Below are 16,418 nucleotides of genomic sequence, written 5' to 3' on the forward strand. Positions count from 1 at the left end.
TGTTCAGACGGGGCTTCGGGTTTTCAGCGCTCTGGCGTCTCAGGCAGTCAGGGCCTGACGGGTGCGCTCGATCACCGCTTGCAGCGGCTCGGCGCTGGAATACTGGTCGGGGTACAGGCGTTCGCTGTGACGAGCGATACCGTGTTCGTTGACCAGGGTGAAGCTGAAGCAGCCTTTGCGAGCGGCCATGATCAGGCAGTTCATTGGAGCAAAAGCGTTGGTGAGGGTGCGAATGGCATCCTGAGTCTGGATTTGAGTAGACATAGTTATTGGGTGTTCCTACAAATGACACGGTTAAGAACCGTGCAACGTTAAAACGTTCCAGTAACGCCGACCACCATTGGTCGAACGAAGAACCCGACTGGAACAAAGCAGCCAGTTGGAAGCGCTTTATCAAGTGCGCGCTAGGGCTGGCAGGTAGGTACTTAGGAGGGCAGGCAATCACAGCGGGGGTTAAGGTTCTGGGCCCCAGGTGAAGATCCTGATCAATTTGCAGGTTGGTTCGGTCAGAGTAAAAGGGCTTCGCGACATCCTTTGCAATGTGTTCAAAGGCGGTGTCGGCGAAAGCTTTACCTGGAAACCAGCGAGGTGGTCGATCCCGTGTAGTCGGTAGAAACTTCTCTTCAGGGAAGCTGAACCGGGGGACTTGTTCGACCAGAATTGACTTTCAGCTTGGTACTAACGCTGTGGATGATAACGGATTGATGTGGCTGGTGCAAGTGTGTTAGGCAAAATGGTTATGAGTATCGCAGGGCAGGCCGCGAATGAGCCGGGCCGGACTTTCACCGCTGTGGGGGAGAAAAGTTGTTACTGGAATCTTTGGTCTTCGATGTTGTTCTCCCGGGAACGGACGAAAAAGGTGCAGCGATATAACTGGATCGAGGGTACTTGTGCACAATAGTTGCGCGGGCTGTCACCGGCCTGTCACCTCACCTGCCGGGCCCTCCAATGCCTGCGATGAAAATTTAAGTCAATGAAAAACATCGGTTTTTTTTACTGGTGAAAAAATCGTCAGTTTGACTGCGGGCCCCGTCCCATGCGGCTTTCGGCGACTTGTAGGGCGGTTGTCCACTGAGTTATCCACAGCTTCTGTGGATTGTCCCAAGCGCTTGCTCTAGCACGGGCGTGCCGAGTTCTTTTCGACTTTACGCGTGCGAAAAAAGGAGTAGAGTGGCGCGCCTTCCGATCTGCCCTACAGTGCTTTATGAAGTTTCGCTCAGTGTCACCTTCTGTTACCCCTGCCTCTTCCAGTGTTACCGAGCCCAAGCGTTTTTCGTTACGCGTGGCCATGTGGCTGCTCGACAGCCCACGCCTGGGTGATAACCGGAACATCAAGCACTTTGCCGGGCGTTTGCTCAAGCAGCCTGCCCGGGAAGGGGTGGTGGCAGCACAGAGTCGTCTTGGCCAACTGATGTGCCGCGAATGCGGCAACGCCCGCGATCGGCGGATCGGCCACGATCTGCTGCGTCAGGCGGCACGGGCTGGCGATCGTCGCGCCCAGCAGGAGCTTGGCCAGATCGAAGACTGAGCTGTCCAAGCCTCGGTCCCTTGGTTAACCTTCAAGCTTTATTTCCCTGTCTGGAGTGGCTATGGCTATGGACTTGACCAGCGTACTGCTCGGTCTGGCAGGCGCGGCATTGCCCTTGGTGGCGCTCGCCTGGCAACTGCAACGCCGTCTGAGCTCCCGCCAAACCGAACTGTCCCTGCTGGAGGAGCGCCTGGCCACCGCACTGCTGGCGCAGGATGGCTTGAACGCCCAGCTGGATGCCTGCCGCGACGAGATCAGCGACCTGGGCCAGGCGAATGCCGTGAAGCAGGCCGATCTGGCGGCGGTGCGCCGGGAAGTCGAGTTGTTGCAGATCGAACGCGACAACGCCCGTGACGCGGCCCACGCCTGGAATCTTGAGCGGGCCAACAAGGAAGCCGAGTTGCGGCGCCTGGACGCCCAGGCCGCGTCATTGAATGCCGAGCTGCGCGAGCAGCAGGAAAGCCACCAGCAACGCCTGAGCGACCTGCAAGGCTCGCGGGACGAGCTGCGGGCACAGTTCGCCGAGCTGGCAGGCAAGATCTTCGATGAGCGCGAGCAGCGTTTTGCCGAGAACAGCCAGCAGCGTCTCGGACAATTGCTCGACCCGCTCAAGGAGCGCATCCAGTCCTTCGAGAAGCGGGTCGAAGAGAGTTATCAGGCCGAAGCGCGCGAGCGTTTTTCCCTCGGCAAGGAACTCGAACGCCTGCAACAGTTGAACCTGCGCTTGAGCGACGAGGCGACCAACCTGACGCGCGCGCTCAAGGGCCAGAAAACCCAGGGCAACTGGGGCGAGCTGATTCTCGAGCGGGTGCTGGAACATGCCGGCCTGGAGAAAGGCCGCGAGTACCAGACCCAGGTCAGCCTCAAAGGGCCCGACGGCGAGCGCTTCCAGCCCGACGTGCTGATCATGCTGCCCGGCGACAAGCAGGTAGTAGTGGACTCCAAGGTCAGCCTGACCGCCTACCAACAGTTTGTCGCGGCGGACGATGAGGTGATCGGCCAGGCGGCGCTGAAACAGCACGTGCTGTCCTTGCGCAATCACGTCAAAGGCCTGGCCGGCAAGGACTACAAGCGCCTTGAAGGCTTGCACAGCCTGGATTTCGTGCTGCTCTTCGTACCTATCGAGGCGGCCTTTTCCGCCGCCTTGCAGGCCGAGCCCAACCTGTTCCAGGAAGCCTTCGACCGCAACATCGTGATCGTCAGCCCGACCACGCTACTGGCCACGCTGCGAGTGATCGACAGCCTGTGGAAGCAGGAGCGGCAGAGCCAGAACGCCCGGGAAATCGCCGAACGCGCCGGTTGGCTGTACGACAAGTTCGTGTTGTTCATTCAGGATCTGGATGAGGTCGGCAATCGTCTGCAGCAGCTGGACAAGGCCTACAGCGCCGCGCGCAACAAGCTGACCGAGGGGCGCGGCAACCTGGTCAGCCGTAGCGAGCAACTGCGCTTGCTCGGCGCGCGCGCGAGCAAGAGCCTGCCGGCGGACCTGCTGGAACGGGCGATGACCGATGCCGACGGTGCCCTGCTCGAGCTGCCGGATTGAGCTGTAGCCGCTGCCGTAGGCTGCGATCGGCCCCGGAGGGGACGCGGCGCTTTCAATATCGCTGAAGGTCTTATCGCAGCCTGCGGCAGCGACTACAGGACTCTCAGAGCGGCAGATGCCGGCTCAACAGCGCCCGCAACGCCGCCGGCTTCACCGGCTTGGCCAGGTAGTCCAGCCCCGCGGCGTGTACCTCGGCGACCATCTCGGGGCGTCCGTCGGCGCTGATCACCACGCCAGGTACCGGATCACCCAACTGGGTGCGCAGCCAGGCCATGACCTCGGTGCCGGTTTCACCATCGTCCAGGTGATAGTCCACCAGCGCCAGTTGCGGGCGCACGCCATCACTGAGCAGCGCGGCGCATTCTTCCCGGTTGCGCGCGGTCCAGACCTGGCAGCCCCAGCGGCTGAGCAGGCTGTTCATGCCGATCAGGATGCTGTCTTCATTGTCGACGCACAGCACCTGGGCACCGGACAGCAGATGACCGTTGAGTTCGGCCACCTGTCTCGGTGCGCTGACAGCTGCCTTGGCCAGCGGCACGCTGACGCTGAAGACGCTGCCCTTGCCCGGCCAGGAGCGGACTTGCAAGCCGTGGCCGAGGACGCGGCACAAGCCATCGGCGATCGCCAGTCCGAGGCCCAGGCCTTTTTCGGCGCGGGTCTGGTGGCTGTCGAGGCGCTTGAACTCTTCGAAGATCACCTGCTGCTTGTCCAGCGGAATCCCCGGCCCACGATCCCAGACCTCCAGGCACAGTTGGTTGCCGCGGCGGCGCACGCCCAAGAGCACAGGCCCCTTGGCGTAACGGAAGGCATTGGTCAGGAAGTTCTGCAGGACCCGGCGCAGAAGCTTGATGTCGCTGTCGACCCTGAGACGGCTGCCGCGCAGGCGGAACTTCAAGCCTTGCTCCTGGGCCAGGACCTTGAATTCGGCCCCCAGGGTATCGAACAGCTCGTTGAGCACGAACGGCTTGCGCTCCGGATTGATCTTGCCGTTTTCCAGGCGGGAGATATCCAGCAGGTCGCTGATCAGGTCTTCGGCGGAGCGCAGGGAGCTGTCCAGGTGCTGGACCAATTGCTGGGCTTCGGCGGACAAACCGTCGTTCTGGTGGGAGAGGGCGGCGGAGAACAGCCGGGCGGCGTTCAGCGGTTGCATCAGGTCGTGACTGACCGCCGCCAGGAAACGCGTCTTGGACTGGTTGGCGGCCTCGGCGGTGCCCTTGGCTTCGGTCAGCGCAGCGTTCAACTGCGAAAGCTCCTGGGTCCGTTCGGCAACCCGTTGTTCCAGGCCTTCGTTGGCTTCGGTGAGGGCCTGTTCGGCTTCGCGGAACGGGGTGATGTCGGTGAAGCTCATGACAAAGCCGCCGCCGGGCATCGGGTTGCCGATCAACTCGATCACCCGGCCATTGGGGAACAGCCGCTCGGAAGTGTGGGCGCGGCCCTGGCGCATCCAGTGCAGGCGGCGGGCGACATGCACTTCCGCCTCGCCCGGCCCGCACAGGCCGCGCTCGGCGTTGTGGCGGATGATGTCGGCGATCGGCCGGCCGACGCTGATCAGCCCGTCCGGGTAGTTGAACAGCTCCAGGTACCGGCGGTTCCAGGCCACCAGCCTGAGGGACTGGTCGACCACGCTGATGCCCTGGCTGATGTTCTCGATCGCGCCTTGCAGCAGGGCGCGGTTGAATTGCAGCACTTCCGAGGCTTCGTCGGCGATGCGCACCACGTCTTCGAGCTGCATCTCCCGCCCTTCGATGGCGGCCTTGACCACTGCGCGGGTGGACGAGGCGCCGAGGACACCGGCCAGCAGGCGTTCGGTGTGGGCGATCCATTCGCCGTCGGCGTTCTGGTTGGGGTTGAAACCTTTGCCCTGGCGGTAGGCAAAGCGGATGAAGCTCTGGCGGGCCCGTTCTTCCCCGACAAAACGCGCGGCGAGCTTGAGCAGGTCGTCGATCTGCACCGACAGCATCGAGCGGGAGCTGGGGCGGCCGCTGATTTCCTGGCCGATGAAGCGCCCGGCCTGCCAGTGTTCCGAAACCCGGGTGCGTGACAGTACCGAGACCCAGGCGAACAGGGTGAAGTTACCGGCCAGCGACAGCACCACGCCCTGGGTCAAGGGCGTGATCGGCAGGTTCAGCGGGTTGCCGTGCAGCCAGGCCAGGCCCGGGAAGCTGCTCAGCGACCAGCCCAGGCTGTGGGCGGCGATCGGCAGGATCAGGGTGTAGAACCACAGGAAGGTGCCGGCCGCTAATCCGGCGAACACGCCGCGGCGGTTGGCCTGCTTCCAGTACAGCGCGCCGAGCATGGCCGGGGCCAGTTGGGTCACGGCGGCGAAGGCGATCTGGCCGATGGTCGCCAGGCTCGCGGTGGAGCCCAGCAGACGGTAGCTGACATAGGCCAGCAGCAGGATGACCACGATGCTGACCCGGCGCACCGAGAGCATCCAGTGGCGGAACACTTCGAAGGGTCGCTCGGCGCTCTGCCGGCGCAGCAACCAGGGCAGCAGCATATCGTTGGAGACCATGGTCGACAGCGCCACGCTGGCGACGATCACCATGCCGGTGGCGGCCGACGCGCCGCCAATGAAGGCCAGCACCGCCAGGGCCGGATGGGCTTGGGCCAGGGGCAGGCTGATGACGAAGGAATCCGGCAGGACCGAGCTGGGCAGCAGCATCTGCCCGGCCAGGGCGATCGGCACCACGAACAGCGCGGCCAGGGCCAGGTAGGCGGGAAACACCCACTTGGCCAGGCGCAGGTCCTGGGGCTCGATGTTCTCCACCACGGTGACGTGGAACTGCCGCGGCAGGCAGATGATCGCCATCATGGCGACGCCGGTCTGCACCACCATCGACGGCCAGTTGATGGTTTCCTGCCAGTACTGTTCCAGGCGCGGGGCGAGCATGGCCTGGCTGAACAGATCGTCGAAACCGTCGTACAGGCCATAGGTGACAAAGGCGCCGACCGCGAGAAAGGCCAGCAGCTTGACCAGGGATTCGAAGGCAATCGCCAGCACCATGCCGCGGTGGTGCTCGGTGGCGTCGAGGTTGCGGGTACCGAAGACAATGGTGAACAGCGCCAGGATCAACGACACGATCAGCGCCGTGTCCTGGGCGCGGGTGCCCATGGTGTCGGCGCCGGCGCCGATCAGCAGGTCCACGCCAAGCACGATGCCCTTGAGCTGCAGGGCGATGTAGGGCAGCACGCCAACCAGGCAGATCAGCGCCACCACCACCGCCAGCGACTGGGATTTGCCATAGCGCGCGGCGATGAAGTCGGCGATGGAGGTGATGTTTTCCTGCTTGCTGATCATCACCATCTTTTGCAGGACCCAGGGCGCGAGCACCAGCAGCAGGATCGGCCCCAGGTAGATCGGCAAGAACGACCAGAGTTGCTCGGCGGCCTGGCCGACGGCACCGAAGAAGGTCCAGCTGGTGCAATACACCGCCAGCGACAGGCTGTACACCCAGGCACGCACCCGCGGCGGCAAGGGCGCGCTGCGACGGTCACCGTAAAAGGCGATGGCGAACATGATGGCCATATAGGCCAGGGCGACAATGGCGATCAGCCCGCTGGACAACGACATGGAAACTCCGAACATAAAGGCGCGCCGGGCGCTTCAGCCCGGTCAGACAGTCTCGCACGATGTTCGGGGTTCGTCAGTGTCGACCAAGGTATTGGCGCGGCCAGGTGTCGCAGGGGGGAAGTGCAAGCAATCTCGCTTCTGCAAAGGGTGACGAACCCGGCAGGAGCGAGCTTGCCCGCGCTGGCGGTCTCAAGGCCGCAGCGCGATGTCGATCAACTCAGGCAGCGCTTGCGGCTCAAGCGGGGTCGCGGCGAACAGGATGCGGAAGGCTATCGGCGCCACCACTATATTCAGCAGCCGGTCGATGCTGGGGAGCACTGCTTCGTTGGGCCGGTGGCGGTCGAGGATGATCTGCAATTGCCCGCCGAGGATGCTCGCGCAATAGCCGGGCGTGGCGCTGCATTGCACGTCGCGCATCATGTTGCGCCCGGGCTCGGAACTCATTTCGTCGAGGTACTGTTCGGCCCAGGCCAACAGGTCGCCGCGCAGGCTGCCGGTGGCGGCCGGTTCGCTGTCCGGGCGCATGCGCGCCAGGGCGACATCCGCCAGCAGCGTCGACAGGTCGCCCCAGCGGCGGTAGATGGTCGAGGGTGTCACGCCGGCGCGGGCGGCGATTTGCGGCACGGTCAGGGTCGAGCGCTCCTGTTCTTCGAGGAGTTCCCTGACTGCCGAGTGGATGGATTCCTGCACCCGGGCACTGCGCCCGCCTGGGCGTAAACCTTCTTTAATAGCCATGGATCGAACCTTAACACAAAGAATTTGCTTTAAGAGCGAGGCGGTAGCACACTCCGCAAAAGCAAAATATTAGCTTTAATGGAGCGTGCCCATGTCCAGTCCTGTCGACTCTTCACTGTCAAACCGTTCCAGACTGCTGTTTCTGGCGATCACCTTACTCAGTTTTCTCGCCGCTTCCAGTGTGCCGACACCGATGTACCACCTGTATCAGGAGGTGCTGCAATTCTCCTCGGCGACCCTGACCCTGATCTTCGGCGTCTACGCCTTGAGCCTGTTGGCGGCGCTGCTGACCGTGGGTTCGCTTTCGGATTATCTGGGACGCAAGCCGGTGATCTTCGTGGCGCTGCTGCTGGACATACTGGCGATGCTGCTATTTATCCATGCCGACAGCGTAGCCTGGCTGATTGCTGCCCGGGTGATGCAGGGCTTCGCCACCGGCATGGCCACCAGCGTGCTGGGGGCGGCGCTGCTGGATACCGACCGGCAGCAGGGGCCGCTGGTCAACAGCGTGGCGCCCTTGCTGGGCATGGCGTGCGGGGCGATGGGCAGCGGTTTGCTGGTGGAATACGCACCGTTGCCGCTGCAACTGGCCTACTGGTTGCTGCTGGTGCTGTTTGTCGCCCAGGCGCTGTACGTCTGGCGCCTGCCGGAGACAGTCAGTGCCCAGCCCGGTGTCTGGGCCTCCCTGCGGCCGACCCTGCATGTACCGCCTCAGGCGCGGCGGGCGCTGTGGCTGGCGTTACCGGTGGACGTGGCGGTGTGGGCCGTGGGCGGGTTCTTTCTGTCGTTGGCGCCATCGCTGGTGCGTACCGCGACGGGCTCGACCTCGAACCTGATCGGTGGCGGCCTGGTGGCGGTGCTGACCCTGAGCGGTGCCCTGATGATTGTTTCCCTGCGCCATCGTCCGGCGGACAAGGTGCTGCGGCTGGGCGCGAGCCTGCTGGCCGTCGGCATCGGCCTGATCCTGATTGCCGTGCACACCGCCAGCCTGCCGCTGTTCTTCCTCGGCACCCTGGTCACTGGCGGTGGTTTTGGCTCCGGGTTCCTCGGCGCCCTGCGCAGTGTGATGCCCCTGGCCTTGCCCCATGAGCGGGCGGGGTTGATGTCGGCATTTTATGTCCTGAGTTATCTGGCGTTCTGCCTGCCGTCCCTGCTGGCGGGAAACCTGACCCGCAGTTTTGGCCTGATCGCGACCACCGATGGTTATGGCGCGGTATTGATCCTGCTGTCCCTGGCCGCCTTGCTGGGGCTGCTGCGCCAGCGCACCGCCAAGGCCTGCGTCGTGCCAGAAGGTTGAGCGCGTTGGTGGCTGATCCGGGCGCCGGCTTGGGTTAGCCTGCGCATCTGGCGCGCGAGGTGCACGCATCAGCCTTGGGGGCGACGGGCATTCATGAAGATCATTCGCAGTAAAACCTTCACTGGGGAGCGGGCCTGGGCGGCGTTGGATATCGCCAACATGAACGGCATCACCACGCGCCTGCATTGGACCGACCAGCCTTATAAGTGGCACACCAACGACGGGCAGGAAGTGTTTGTCGTGCTCGATGGCCAGGTGCGCATGCACTATCGGGAAAACGGCCTGGAACAGTCGGTGCTGCTGGAGGTGGGCGATATCTTCTACGCCGATGTCGGCACCGAGCATGTGGCTCTTCCACAAGGTGCAGCGCGGGTATTGGTGGTGGAAACCGCGGGCAGTGTCTGACTCTTATATTTGCAAAATAGATAACAGATAGAGAAATTACCCGTTATATAGATATTCGATCCGGTTCTATCATGGGCTCCACCTCATCGGAGGACAGGAGATCGCACCATGACATGCCCCAACACCCTCAGAACCGGACGGCCCTTGAGCCAGCTGCAGCATCCTCGCGAAGCCATTCGCCAATTCACCCCCAACTGGTTCGCCGCGACCATGGGCACCGGCGTACTGGCCCTGGCGCTGGCCCAGTTGCCGCTGCGGATCCCGGGCCTGCACCTGCTGGCCGAGGGGCTGTGGCTGTTCACCATCGTACTGTTCGTGCTGTTCAGCGCGGCCTATGCGGCACGCTGGATAATGTTCTTCGACGAAGCCCGGCGGATTTTCGGGCATTCCACGGTCTCGATGTTCTTCGGCACTATCCCCATGGGCCTGGCCACCATCATCAACGGTTTCCTGCTGTTCGGCGTCCCACGCTGGGGCGACGGTGTGGTGCAACTGGCCGAGCTGCTGTGGTGGCTGGACGTAGCACTGTCGCTGGCTTGCGGGGTGCTGATTCCCTACATGATGTTCACCCGCCAGGAGCACCGTATCGACCAGATGACCGCGGTCTGGCTGTTGCCGGTGGTCGCGGCCGAAGTCGCCGCCGCCAGTGGCGGGCTGCTGGCGCCGCACCTGGTGGACGCGCATTCGCAACTGGTGATGCTGGTGACCAGCTATGTGCTCTGGGCCTTCTCGCTGCCGGTGGCGTTCAGCATCCTGACCATTCTCCTGCTGCGCATGGCCCTGCATAAGCTGCCGCACGAAAGCATGGCCGCCTCGAGCTGGCTGGCCCTGGGGCCGATCGGCACGGGGGCCCTGGGCATGTTGCTGCTGGGCGCGGACGCTCCGGCGATCTTTGCTGCCAACGGCATGGCCGGAATGGGCGAAATCGCCGAGGGCCTGGGGCTGGTGGCCGGTATCACCCTGTGGGGGTTCGGCCTGTGGTGGATGCTGACGGCGCTGCTGATCACCTTGCGTTACCTGCGCGACGGCATTCCGTTCAACCTCGGCTGGTGGGGGTTCACCTTCCCGCTGGGGGTCTATGCCCTGACCACCCTGAAACTGGCCGCTACCCTGAACCTGACGTTTTTTGCGGTGTTCGGCAGCCTGTTGGTCCTGGCGCTGGCACTGATGTGGCTGCTGGTGGGCAAGCGCACGCTGCAGGGCGCCTATCGGGGTGAGCTGTTCGTTTCGCCTTGCATCGCAGGATTAGCGAAATAATCCGCGAACTTTAGGTAAGGTTGTGGCCTGGATCGAAGATCGATAATCCAATAACAGCATCCAAGCCACTCAGGGACATGGAAGATGAGTCACCCCTCACAGTTCACCTTGCTTCGTACGCGGCGTTTCCTGCCGTTCTTCATTACCCAATCCCTCGGTGCGTTCAACGACAACATCTTCAAGCAGTCGCTGATCCTCGCCATTCTCTACAAGCTGGCCATCGAGGGCGACCGCTCGATCTGGGTCAACCTCTGCGCCTTGCTGTTTATCCTGCCGTTCTTCCTGTTCTCGGCGCTGGCCGGGCAATTCGGCGAGAAGTTCGCCAAGGACGCGTTGATCCGCCTGATCAAGCTCGGCGAGATCGTGATCATGGCAGTGGGGGCAGTGGGTTTTGTCTTCGATCACCTGTCGCTGATGCTGCTGGCATTGTTCGCCATGGGCACCCACTCGGCGCTGTTCGGTCCGGTGAAATATTCGATCCTGCCGCAGGCGCTGCGGGAGGAAGAATTGGTCGGCGGCAACGGCCTGGTGGAAATGGGCACCTTCCTGGCGATTCTCGCCGGGACCATTGGCGCGGGGATCATGATGTCCTCCGCCCATTACGCCCCCATCGTCTCGACGGCGATCATTGCAGTCGCCGTACTCGGTTATCTCGCCAGCCGGGGCATTCCCCGGGCCGCGGCGGCCACTCCGGACCTGCGCCTGGACTGGAACATCTTCAGCCAGTCCTGGGCTACCTTGCGCCTGGGCCTGGGGCAGACTGCGGCGGTGTCGCGCTCGATCGTCGGCAACTCGTGGTTCTGGTTTGTCGGGGCGATCTACCTGACGCAGATTCCGGCCTACGCCAAGGAGTGGATGCACGGGGACGAAACGGTGGTCACGCTGATCCTCACCGTGTTCTCGGTGGGGATCGCTGTCGGTTCCATGCTGTGCGAGAAGCTCTCGGGTCGTAAGGTCGAGATCGGCCTGGTGCCCTTTGGCTCGTTCGGCCTGACGGTGTTCGGCCTGCTGCTGTGGTGGCATTCCGGCGGGATTCCGGTCAGCGAGGCGGGTTACGGCTGGATCGAAGTGCTCGGTTATAGCCACGCCTGGTGGGTGCTGATCGATATTCTCGGCCTGGGCATCTTCGGCGGTTTCTACATCGTGCCGCTGTACGCCCTGATTCAGTCGCGGACCCCGGAGCACGAGCGGGCGCGGGTGATTGCCGCGAACAACATTCTCAACGCGCTGTTCATGGTGGTGTCGGCGATCGTCTCGATCGTCTTGCTGAGCCTGGCCAAGCTGTCGATCCCGCAGTTGTTCCTGGTGGTGTCGCTGCTGAACATCGCGGTCAACGCCTACATCTTCAAGATCGTCCCCGAGTTCAGCATGCGTTTCATGATCTGGCTGCTCAGCCATTCCATGTACCGGGTCGAGCATCGCAACCTGGAGGCGATCCCGGACGAAGGCGCGGCGTTGCTGGTGTGCAATCACGTGTCCTTCGTCGATGCCTTGCTGATCGGCGGCGCGGTGCGGCGGCCGATTCGTTTCGTGATGTATTACAAGATCTACAACCTGCCGGTGCTCAACTTCATCTTCCGTACCGCCGGGACCATTCCGATTGCCGGGCGCAACGAGGACATCCAGATCTACGAAAGGGCGTTCACCCAAATTGCCCGTTACCTCAAGGATGGCGAGCTGGTGTGCATCTTCCCGGAAGGCAAGCTGACCGCCGATGGCGAGATCAATGAGTTCAAGGGCGGGCTGACGCGGATTCTCGAAGAGACACCGGTGCCGGTGATTCCGCTGGCGTTGCGGGGGCTGTGGGGCAGCTTTTTCAGCCGCGATCCTAGCAAGGGGCTGTTCCGCCGCCTGTGGTCGCGAGTGACCCTGGTGGCGGGTTCGGCCGTGACAGCCGACAGTGCCGAACCGGCCCGTTTGCAAACCCTGGTGGGCGAGCTGCGCGGTAACGTGCGCTAGGTTTCCAGCGCCTATAAAAACGCCCACAGAGTTGTGGGCGTTTTTGTTGGGGCGCTTGCTGGTATCAGGCCGTGCTGACCTTCAAGCCGATCAGCCCGGTAATGATCAGTGCCACGCTGGCCAGGCGGAACAGCGCCATGGACTCACCGAACAGAATGATCCCGGCGATCACCGTGCCGACTGCGCCGACCCCGGTCCAGATGGCATAGGCGGTGCCCAGCGGCAGCTCCTTCATGGCCAGCCCCAGCAGGCCGAGGCTGACCGCCATGGCGGCGATGGTCAGGGCAGTGGGGAGAGGGCGACTGAAACCGTCGGTGTACTTGAGGCCGACGGCCCAGCCCACTTCGAACAGGCCGGCGAAAAACAGAATGATCCAGGACATGATGACCTCCATCGATTGACGGGGTCGTCCCCAGATTAATGACTCGATCGAGCCGCGGGGTCGTCCCCGCGTTGCGCAGTATAGTGCCCATCATTAATCCGGGGATCAAGTTTCTCCTCAGTCGCTCGCCTGCTGGGCGGCCAGTGTGCGGTCGTCCTTTTCGCTCATGCGGCGGAACCAGGTGGAAAGCAGCGCCCCGGAAATGTTGTGCCAGACGCTGAACAGGGCGCTCGGCACCGCCGCCAGCGGCGAAAAATGCGCGCTGGCCAGGGCGGCGCCAAGGCCGGAGTTCTGCATGCCGACTTCCAGGGCCAGGGATTTGCGTTGCGCCAACGGCAGCTTGAACAGGCGGCCGGTGAAGTAGCCCAGCAGGTAACCGAAGCTGTTATGCAGCATCACTACGGCCATGATCAGCAGGCCGGACTCGGCGATTTTCGCCTGGCTGGCGGCCACCACCGCGGTGACGATGATCACGATGCTGACCACCGACACCAGCGGCAATACTTCCACCGCATGCCGCACCCGGTCGCCGAGCACGCGCTGGGCAATCACCCCGAGCACGATCGGCAGCAGCACCACCTGCAGGATCGACCAGAACAGCTCCATGAACGAAACCGGCAGCCAGGCCGAGGCCAGCAGCCAGATCAGGGCCGGCGTCAGCAGCGGCGCCAGCAGGGTGGTGACAGCGGCGATCGCCACTGACAGCGCCAGGTCGCCGCGGGCCAGCCAAGTCATGACGTTGGACGAAGTACCGCTCGGGCAGCAGCCGACCAGGATCACGCCGACGGCGATCTCCGGCGGCAGGTGGAAGACCTGGCACAGCAACCAGGCCATGCCCGGCATGATCACGAAATGCGCGACCACGCCCAGGGCCACGCGCCATGGATGGCGGGCGACTTCGGCGAAGTCTTCGAGCTTCAGGGTCAGGCCCATGCCGAACATCACCAGGCCCAGCAGCGGCACGATGGCGCCCTTGAGGCCGATGAACCAGCCCGGCTGCAAGAACGCCACCACCGCGAAAATCAGTACCCAGTAGGCAAAGGTATTGCCGACAAAACGACTTAATGCTGCCAGTGCACGCATGGCCTGTTCCTTCTTATATGAAAACGCCACCGAAAGCGGTGGCGTCTGTGAGGCTCCTGCAGGAGCGAGCGGGCTGGCGATAAGGCCGGAGGCTGCCGGTCGCAAGCCCGCTGGCTGCTACAAGGGGGTGTCAGATGCCTTGTGGAATCTCTTCGCCACCCAGGGCTTCGAACAGCGCCGGGAGGAAATCGCCGAAGGTCAGCATCATCAGGGTGAAGCTGGCGTCCAGTTGGCCGAGGGCTTCGTCGCCGCCGTCCTGTTCCGCCTGGTCCTGCAGCAGGTCTTCGAACTTCAGGCGCTTGACCGTCATCTTGTCGTCGAGCATGAAGGACAGCTTGTCCTGCCAGGCCAGGGACAATTGGGTGACCACCTTGCCAGTGCTCAGGTGCAGCTGGATTTCTTCGCTGGTCAGGTCCTGGCGCTTGCAACGGACGATGCCGCCGTCTTCGTGGGTGTCGCGCAGTTCGCACTCATCGAGGACGAAGAAGTCGTCGGCGGCTTGTTGGGTTTTCACCCAGTCGGTCATGATCGCAGTCGGCGCGGTCTTCACGGTCAGCGGGCGCACTGGCAGGGTGCCGAGCACTTCGCGCAGGGTGGAGAGCAGGTCTTCGGCGCGTTTCGGGCTGGCCGAGTTGACCAGGATCAGGCCCTGCTTCGGCGCGATGGCGGCGAAAGTCGAGGAGCGACGGATAAAGGCGCGTGGCAGGAAGGCCTGGATGATTTCATCCTTGATCTGGTCGCGTTCCTTTTTATAGACCTTGCGCATTTGCTCGGCCTCGATCTCTTCGACCTTTTCCTTGACCGCGTCGCGCACCACGCTGCCAGGCAGAATACGTTCTTCCTTGCGCGCGGCGACCAGCAGGAAGTCCTGGCTGACGTGCACCAGCGGCGCATCTTCGCCTTTGCCGAATGGCGCGACGAAACCGTAAGTGGTCAACTCCTGGCTTGCACATGGACGCGCCAGTTTGGTGGCCAGTGCGGTTTCCAGCGCCTCAGCATCAAAGGGCAGATCTTGGGTCAGGCGATAGATAAGCAGGTTCTTGAACCACATGGGGTGAATCTCTCCTTTATACAAAGGGGGGCATTATTCTCCGCGCAGCTCCATAGGCCAACCCTCCGCTAAGCCTTTGGAAGGCCTGAAAAAATTATTTTAAAAAGTGCTTGCCAGAGTAGGGGACGCTCCGTAGAATGCGCGCCACACCGAACGTGAAGGGTGATTAGCTCAGCCGGGAGAGCATCTGCCTTACAAGCAGAGGGTCGGCGGTTCGATCCCGTCATCACCCACCATTCGCTTTCAGTGTTACGCGCAGCGGTAGTTCAGTCGGTTAGAATACCGGCCTGTCACGCCGGGGGTCGCGGGTTCGAGTCCCGTCCGCTGCGCCATATTCGATGAGTTGGAACACTGAACGCCAGCTCATTACAAAAAGCCCGCTAACGCGGGCTTTTTGCTGTCTGGGGTATGCAAATACTCCCCAAAAAAAGCGGCCTGCGGGCCGCTTTTTTCGTTTGTGGCTCACTGCTCGGCGTTGCGGCTGTGCCGGTAGTCGCTGACCGCTTCGTACACCGCCTTGCGCAGGCGGTTGATGCCGCCGATAGGGCGGTGCGCCTCCAGGCCGAACCAGGGGTTGAAGGACAGGTTGTCGCATTGCAGGTTCTGCTGCGGGGTATCGAAGTCCTGGGCGGGAATCCTGATCCGTGCCACGGTTTCGAAGGGCGCATCGCTTTCTCGCCATTCGATGCTGGTGTCTTCGATGGGCATGTAGTGGCCCGGGTCCTGGCGTTGCACCTGCAATACCAGGCAGGCCGGCACCCGGTCGGTCGACAGCTGCTGGTTCAGGGCGTTGCGCAGAAAGTTGGGCAGGGCCTGGTTCTGTGGGGGCAGGTTGTACGCCGGGCAGCTGTCCGGATCCGGTGCGACGCGGAACTTGGCGTTGGCGCCGCCGAACTTGTAGGGCGAAACCGAAAAATAGCGGGTTTGCGTCGGGCTGGCCGGGGGCGGCGACAGGGTGGCCAAGGCGATGAACAGATGACGAACCTGCCAGGTGCGTGGGTCCCAGCCGGGGAAAAAGGCTCCGACCTTTTTTCCGTCCGCCTGCGCGGCGACATTCTGCCGATACTCGGCGACATCGCTGACGAAGAAGTTCGGATGGTTGAACATCACGAAATCCTGCTCGCCACGGCCCTGTTGCTCCTTCAATAGCTGGGTGCCGGGCACATTCAACAATTTGATCGCCATCCCGCGCGCATCACGAATGCTGTCGAACTGTGGATAAGCATTGCCGTTGGACAGCCGTACCATGGCTTGCCAGGTCTTGCCGGGTTCGGCGAACACGCCCTGGCGCAACGGCGGCGTCAGTTGCTCGAGCACCTGGACCTCGGCCTTTACGCAGCCGTGGGCCTTGGCGTGGGCGTCGCGCAGGTAACGGGTGTTATCCCGGTGCTGATCGACGATGCGCACGGCGGTCTGGATGATGTCCTGGGTCATGGCGGCTTCGCCGGGCGGGACCTGTTCTTCGGTCGAGACCGGCCCCTGGTAGCGCCAGATCGACCAGGCGCTACTCAGCGCCCAGCCGAGCAACGCGATCAGCACCAGCAGCACAAGTGTCTTGAGCAGCAGCGCACCGATGCGCAGCCATAAGGTGATCAGCATGAAAG

Annotated in this window: 13 protein-coding genes and 2 tRNA genes; 8 read left to right on the forward strand and 7 right to left on the reverse strand. The window is 62.8% G+C overall.

Annotated elements, in window-relative coordinates; genetic code table 11:
• Window positions 1–39: 39 nt before the first annotated feature.
• The gene (locus J4D28_RS16570; RefSeq protein ID WP_007927809.1) at window positions 40–264 is read right to left on the reverse strand and encodes a hypothetical protein; all 225 of its coding nucleotides are present in this window, start codon (window positions 262–264) and stop codon (window positions 40–42) included.
• A gap of 940 nt (window positions 265–1,204) precedes the next feature.
• On the opposite strand from J4D28_RS16570, the gene J4D28_RS16575 reads away from it, so the two are divergent.
• Entirely contained in the window at window positions 1,205–1,528 is a 324-nt protein-coding gene (locus tag J4D28_RS16575; protein WP_009050247.1) for a hypothetical protein, read from the forward strand.
• 175 nt (window positions 1,529–1,703) lie between these two features.
• On the forward strand, window positions 1,704–3,071 hold the full coding sequence (rmuC, locus tag J4D28_RS16580; RefSeq protein ID WP_162096439.1) for a DNA recombination protein RmuC: 1,368 nt from the start codon (window positions 1,704–1,706) through the stop codon (window positions 3,069–3,071).
• A 103-nt stretch (window positions 3,072–3,174) separates the two neighbouring features.
• Here the strand turns inward: rmuC and J4D28_RS16585 are convergent, their stop codons facing one another.
• Together J4D28_RS16585 and J4D28_RS16590 are read right to left on the reverse strand one after the other, a co-directional pair.
• Complete coding sequence (locus J4D28_RS16585; RefSeq protein ID WP_009050245.1) at window positions 3,175–6,645, reverse strand: PAS domain-containing hybrid sensor histidine kinase/response regulator; 3,471 nt, start codon at window positions 6,643–6,645, stop codon at window positions 3,175–3,177.
• A gap of 189 nt (window positions 6,646–6,834) precedes the next feature.
• Complete coding sequence (locus tag J4D28_RS16590; protein ID WP_009050244.1) at window positions 6,835–7,380, reverse strand: TetR/AcrR family transcriptional regulator; 546 nt, start codon at window positions 7,378–7,380, stop codon at window positions 6,835–6,837.
• A 91-nt stretch (window positions 7,381–7,471) separates the two neighbouring features.
• Here J4D28_RS16590 and J4D28_RS16595 point away from each other — a divergent pair, with 91 nt between their 5' ends.
• The 4 genes from J4D28_RS16595 to J4D28_RS16610 all read left to right on the forward strand — a co-directional run bounded on the left by J4D28_RS16595 (window position 7,472) and on the right by J4D28_RS16610 (window position 12,298).
• Window positions 7,472–8,677, forward strand: coding sequence for an MFS transporter (locus tag J4D28_RS16595; protein WP_009050243.1), 1,206 nt, complete (start codon window positions 7,472–7,474; stop codon window positions 8,675–8,677).
• 93 nt (window positions 8,678–8,770) lie between these two features.
• On the forward strand, window positions 8,771–9,082 hold the full coding sequence (locus tag J4D28_RS16600) for a cupin domain-containing protein (protein WP_016704411.1): 312 nt from the start codon (window positions 8,771–8,773) through the stop codon (window positions 9,080–9,082).
• A gap of 108 nt (window positions 9,083–9,190) precedes the next feature.
• Window positions 9,191–10,339 (forward strand): TDT family transporter, encoded by a 1,149-nt coding sequence (locus tag J4D28_RS16605; RefSeq protein ID WP_009050241.1) that lies wholly within the window; start codon window positions 9,191–9,193, stop codon window positions 10,337–10,339.
• A gap of 84 nt (window positions 10,340–10,423) precedes the next feature.
• A complete protein-coding gene (locus J4D28_RS16610; protein WP_009050240.1) occupies window positions 10,424–12,298 on the forward strand; it encodes an MFS transporter in 1,875 nt (624 codons plus the stop codon).
• A 64-nt stretch (window positions 12,299–12,362) separates the two neighbouring features.
• On the opposite strand, the gene sugE is transcribed toward J4D28_RS16610, so the two are convergent.
• The 3 genes from sugE to rdgC form a co-directional block, all read right to left on the reverse strand.
• Window positions 12,363–12,680, reverse strand: a complete 318-nt coding sequence (gene sugE, locus J4D28_RS16615; protein WP_009050239.1) for a quaternary ammonium compound efflux SMR transporter SugE — start codon at window positions 12,678–12,680, stop codon at window positions 12,363–12,365.
• 117 nt (window positions 12,681–12,797) lie between these two features.
• Window positions 12,798–13,763, reverse strand: a complete 966-nt coding sequence (locus J4D28_RS16620) for a bile acid:sodium symporter family protein (RefSeq protein ID WP_009050238.1) — start codon at window positions 13,761–13,763, stop codon at window positions 12,798–12,800.
• Between the two features lie 130 nt (window positions 13,764–13,893).
• Window positions 13,894–14,814 carry a recombination-associated protein RdgC gene (gene rdgC / locus J4D28_RS16625; RefSeq protein ID WP_009045083.1) on the reverse strand — a complete coding sequence of 307 codons (921 nt, stop codon included), beginning with the start codon at window positions 14,812–14,814 and terminating at the stop codon, window positions 13,894–13,896.
• Window positions 14,815–14,974: 160 nt separating this feature from the next.
• Here rdgC and J4D28_RS16630 point away from each other — a divergent pair.
• A tRNA-Val gene (locus tag J4D28_RS16630) sits at window positions 14,975–15,050 on the forward strand.
• A gap of 19 nt (window positions 15,051–15,069) precedes the next feature.
• A tRNA-Asp gene (locus tag J4D28_RS16635) sits at window positions 15,070–15,146 on the forward strand.
• Between the two features lie 130 nt (window positions 15,147–15,276).
• Here the strand turns inward: J4D28_RS16635 and J4D28_RS16640 are convergent.
• On the reverse strand, window positions 15,277–16,413 hold the full coding sequence (locus J4D28_RS16640; RefSeq protein ID WP_009050237.1) for a catalase family protein: 1,137 nt from the start codon (window positions 16,411–16,413) through the stop codon (window positions 15,277–15,279).
• Window positions 16,414–16,418 lie beyond the last annotated feature (5 nt).

It is taken from the genome of Pseudomonas sp. GW531-T4 (assembly GCF_017349615.1).
GTDB classification, from domain to species: domain Bacteria; phylum Pseudomonadota; class Gammaproteobacteria; order Pseudomonadales; family Pseudomonadaceae; genus Aquipseudomonas; species Aquipseudomonas chlororaphis_I.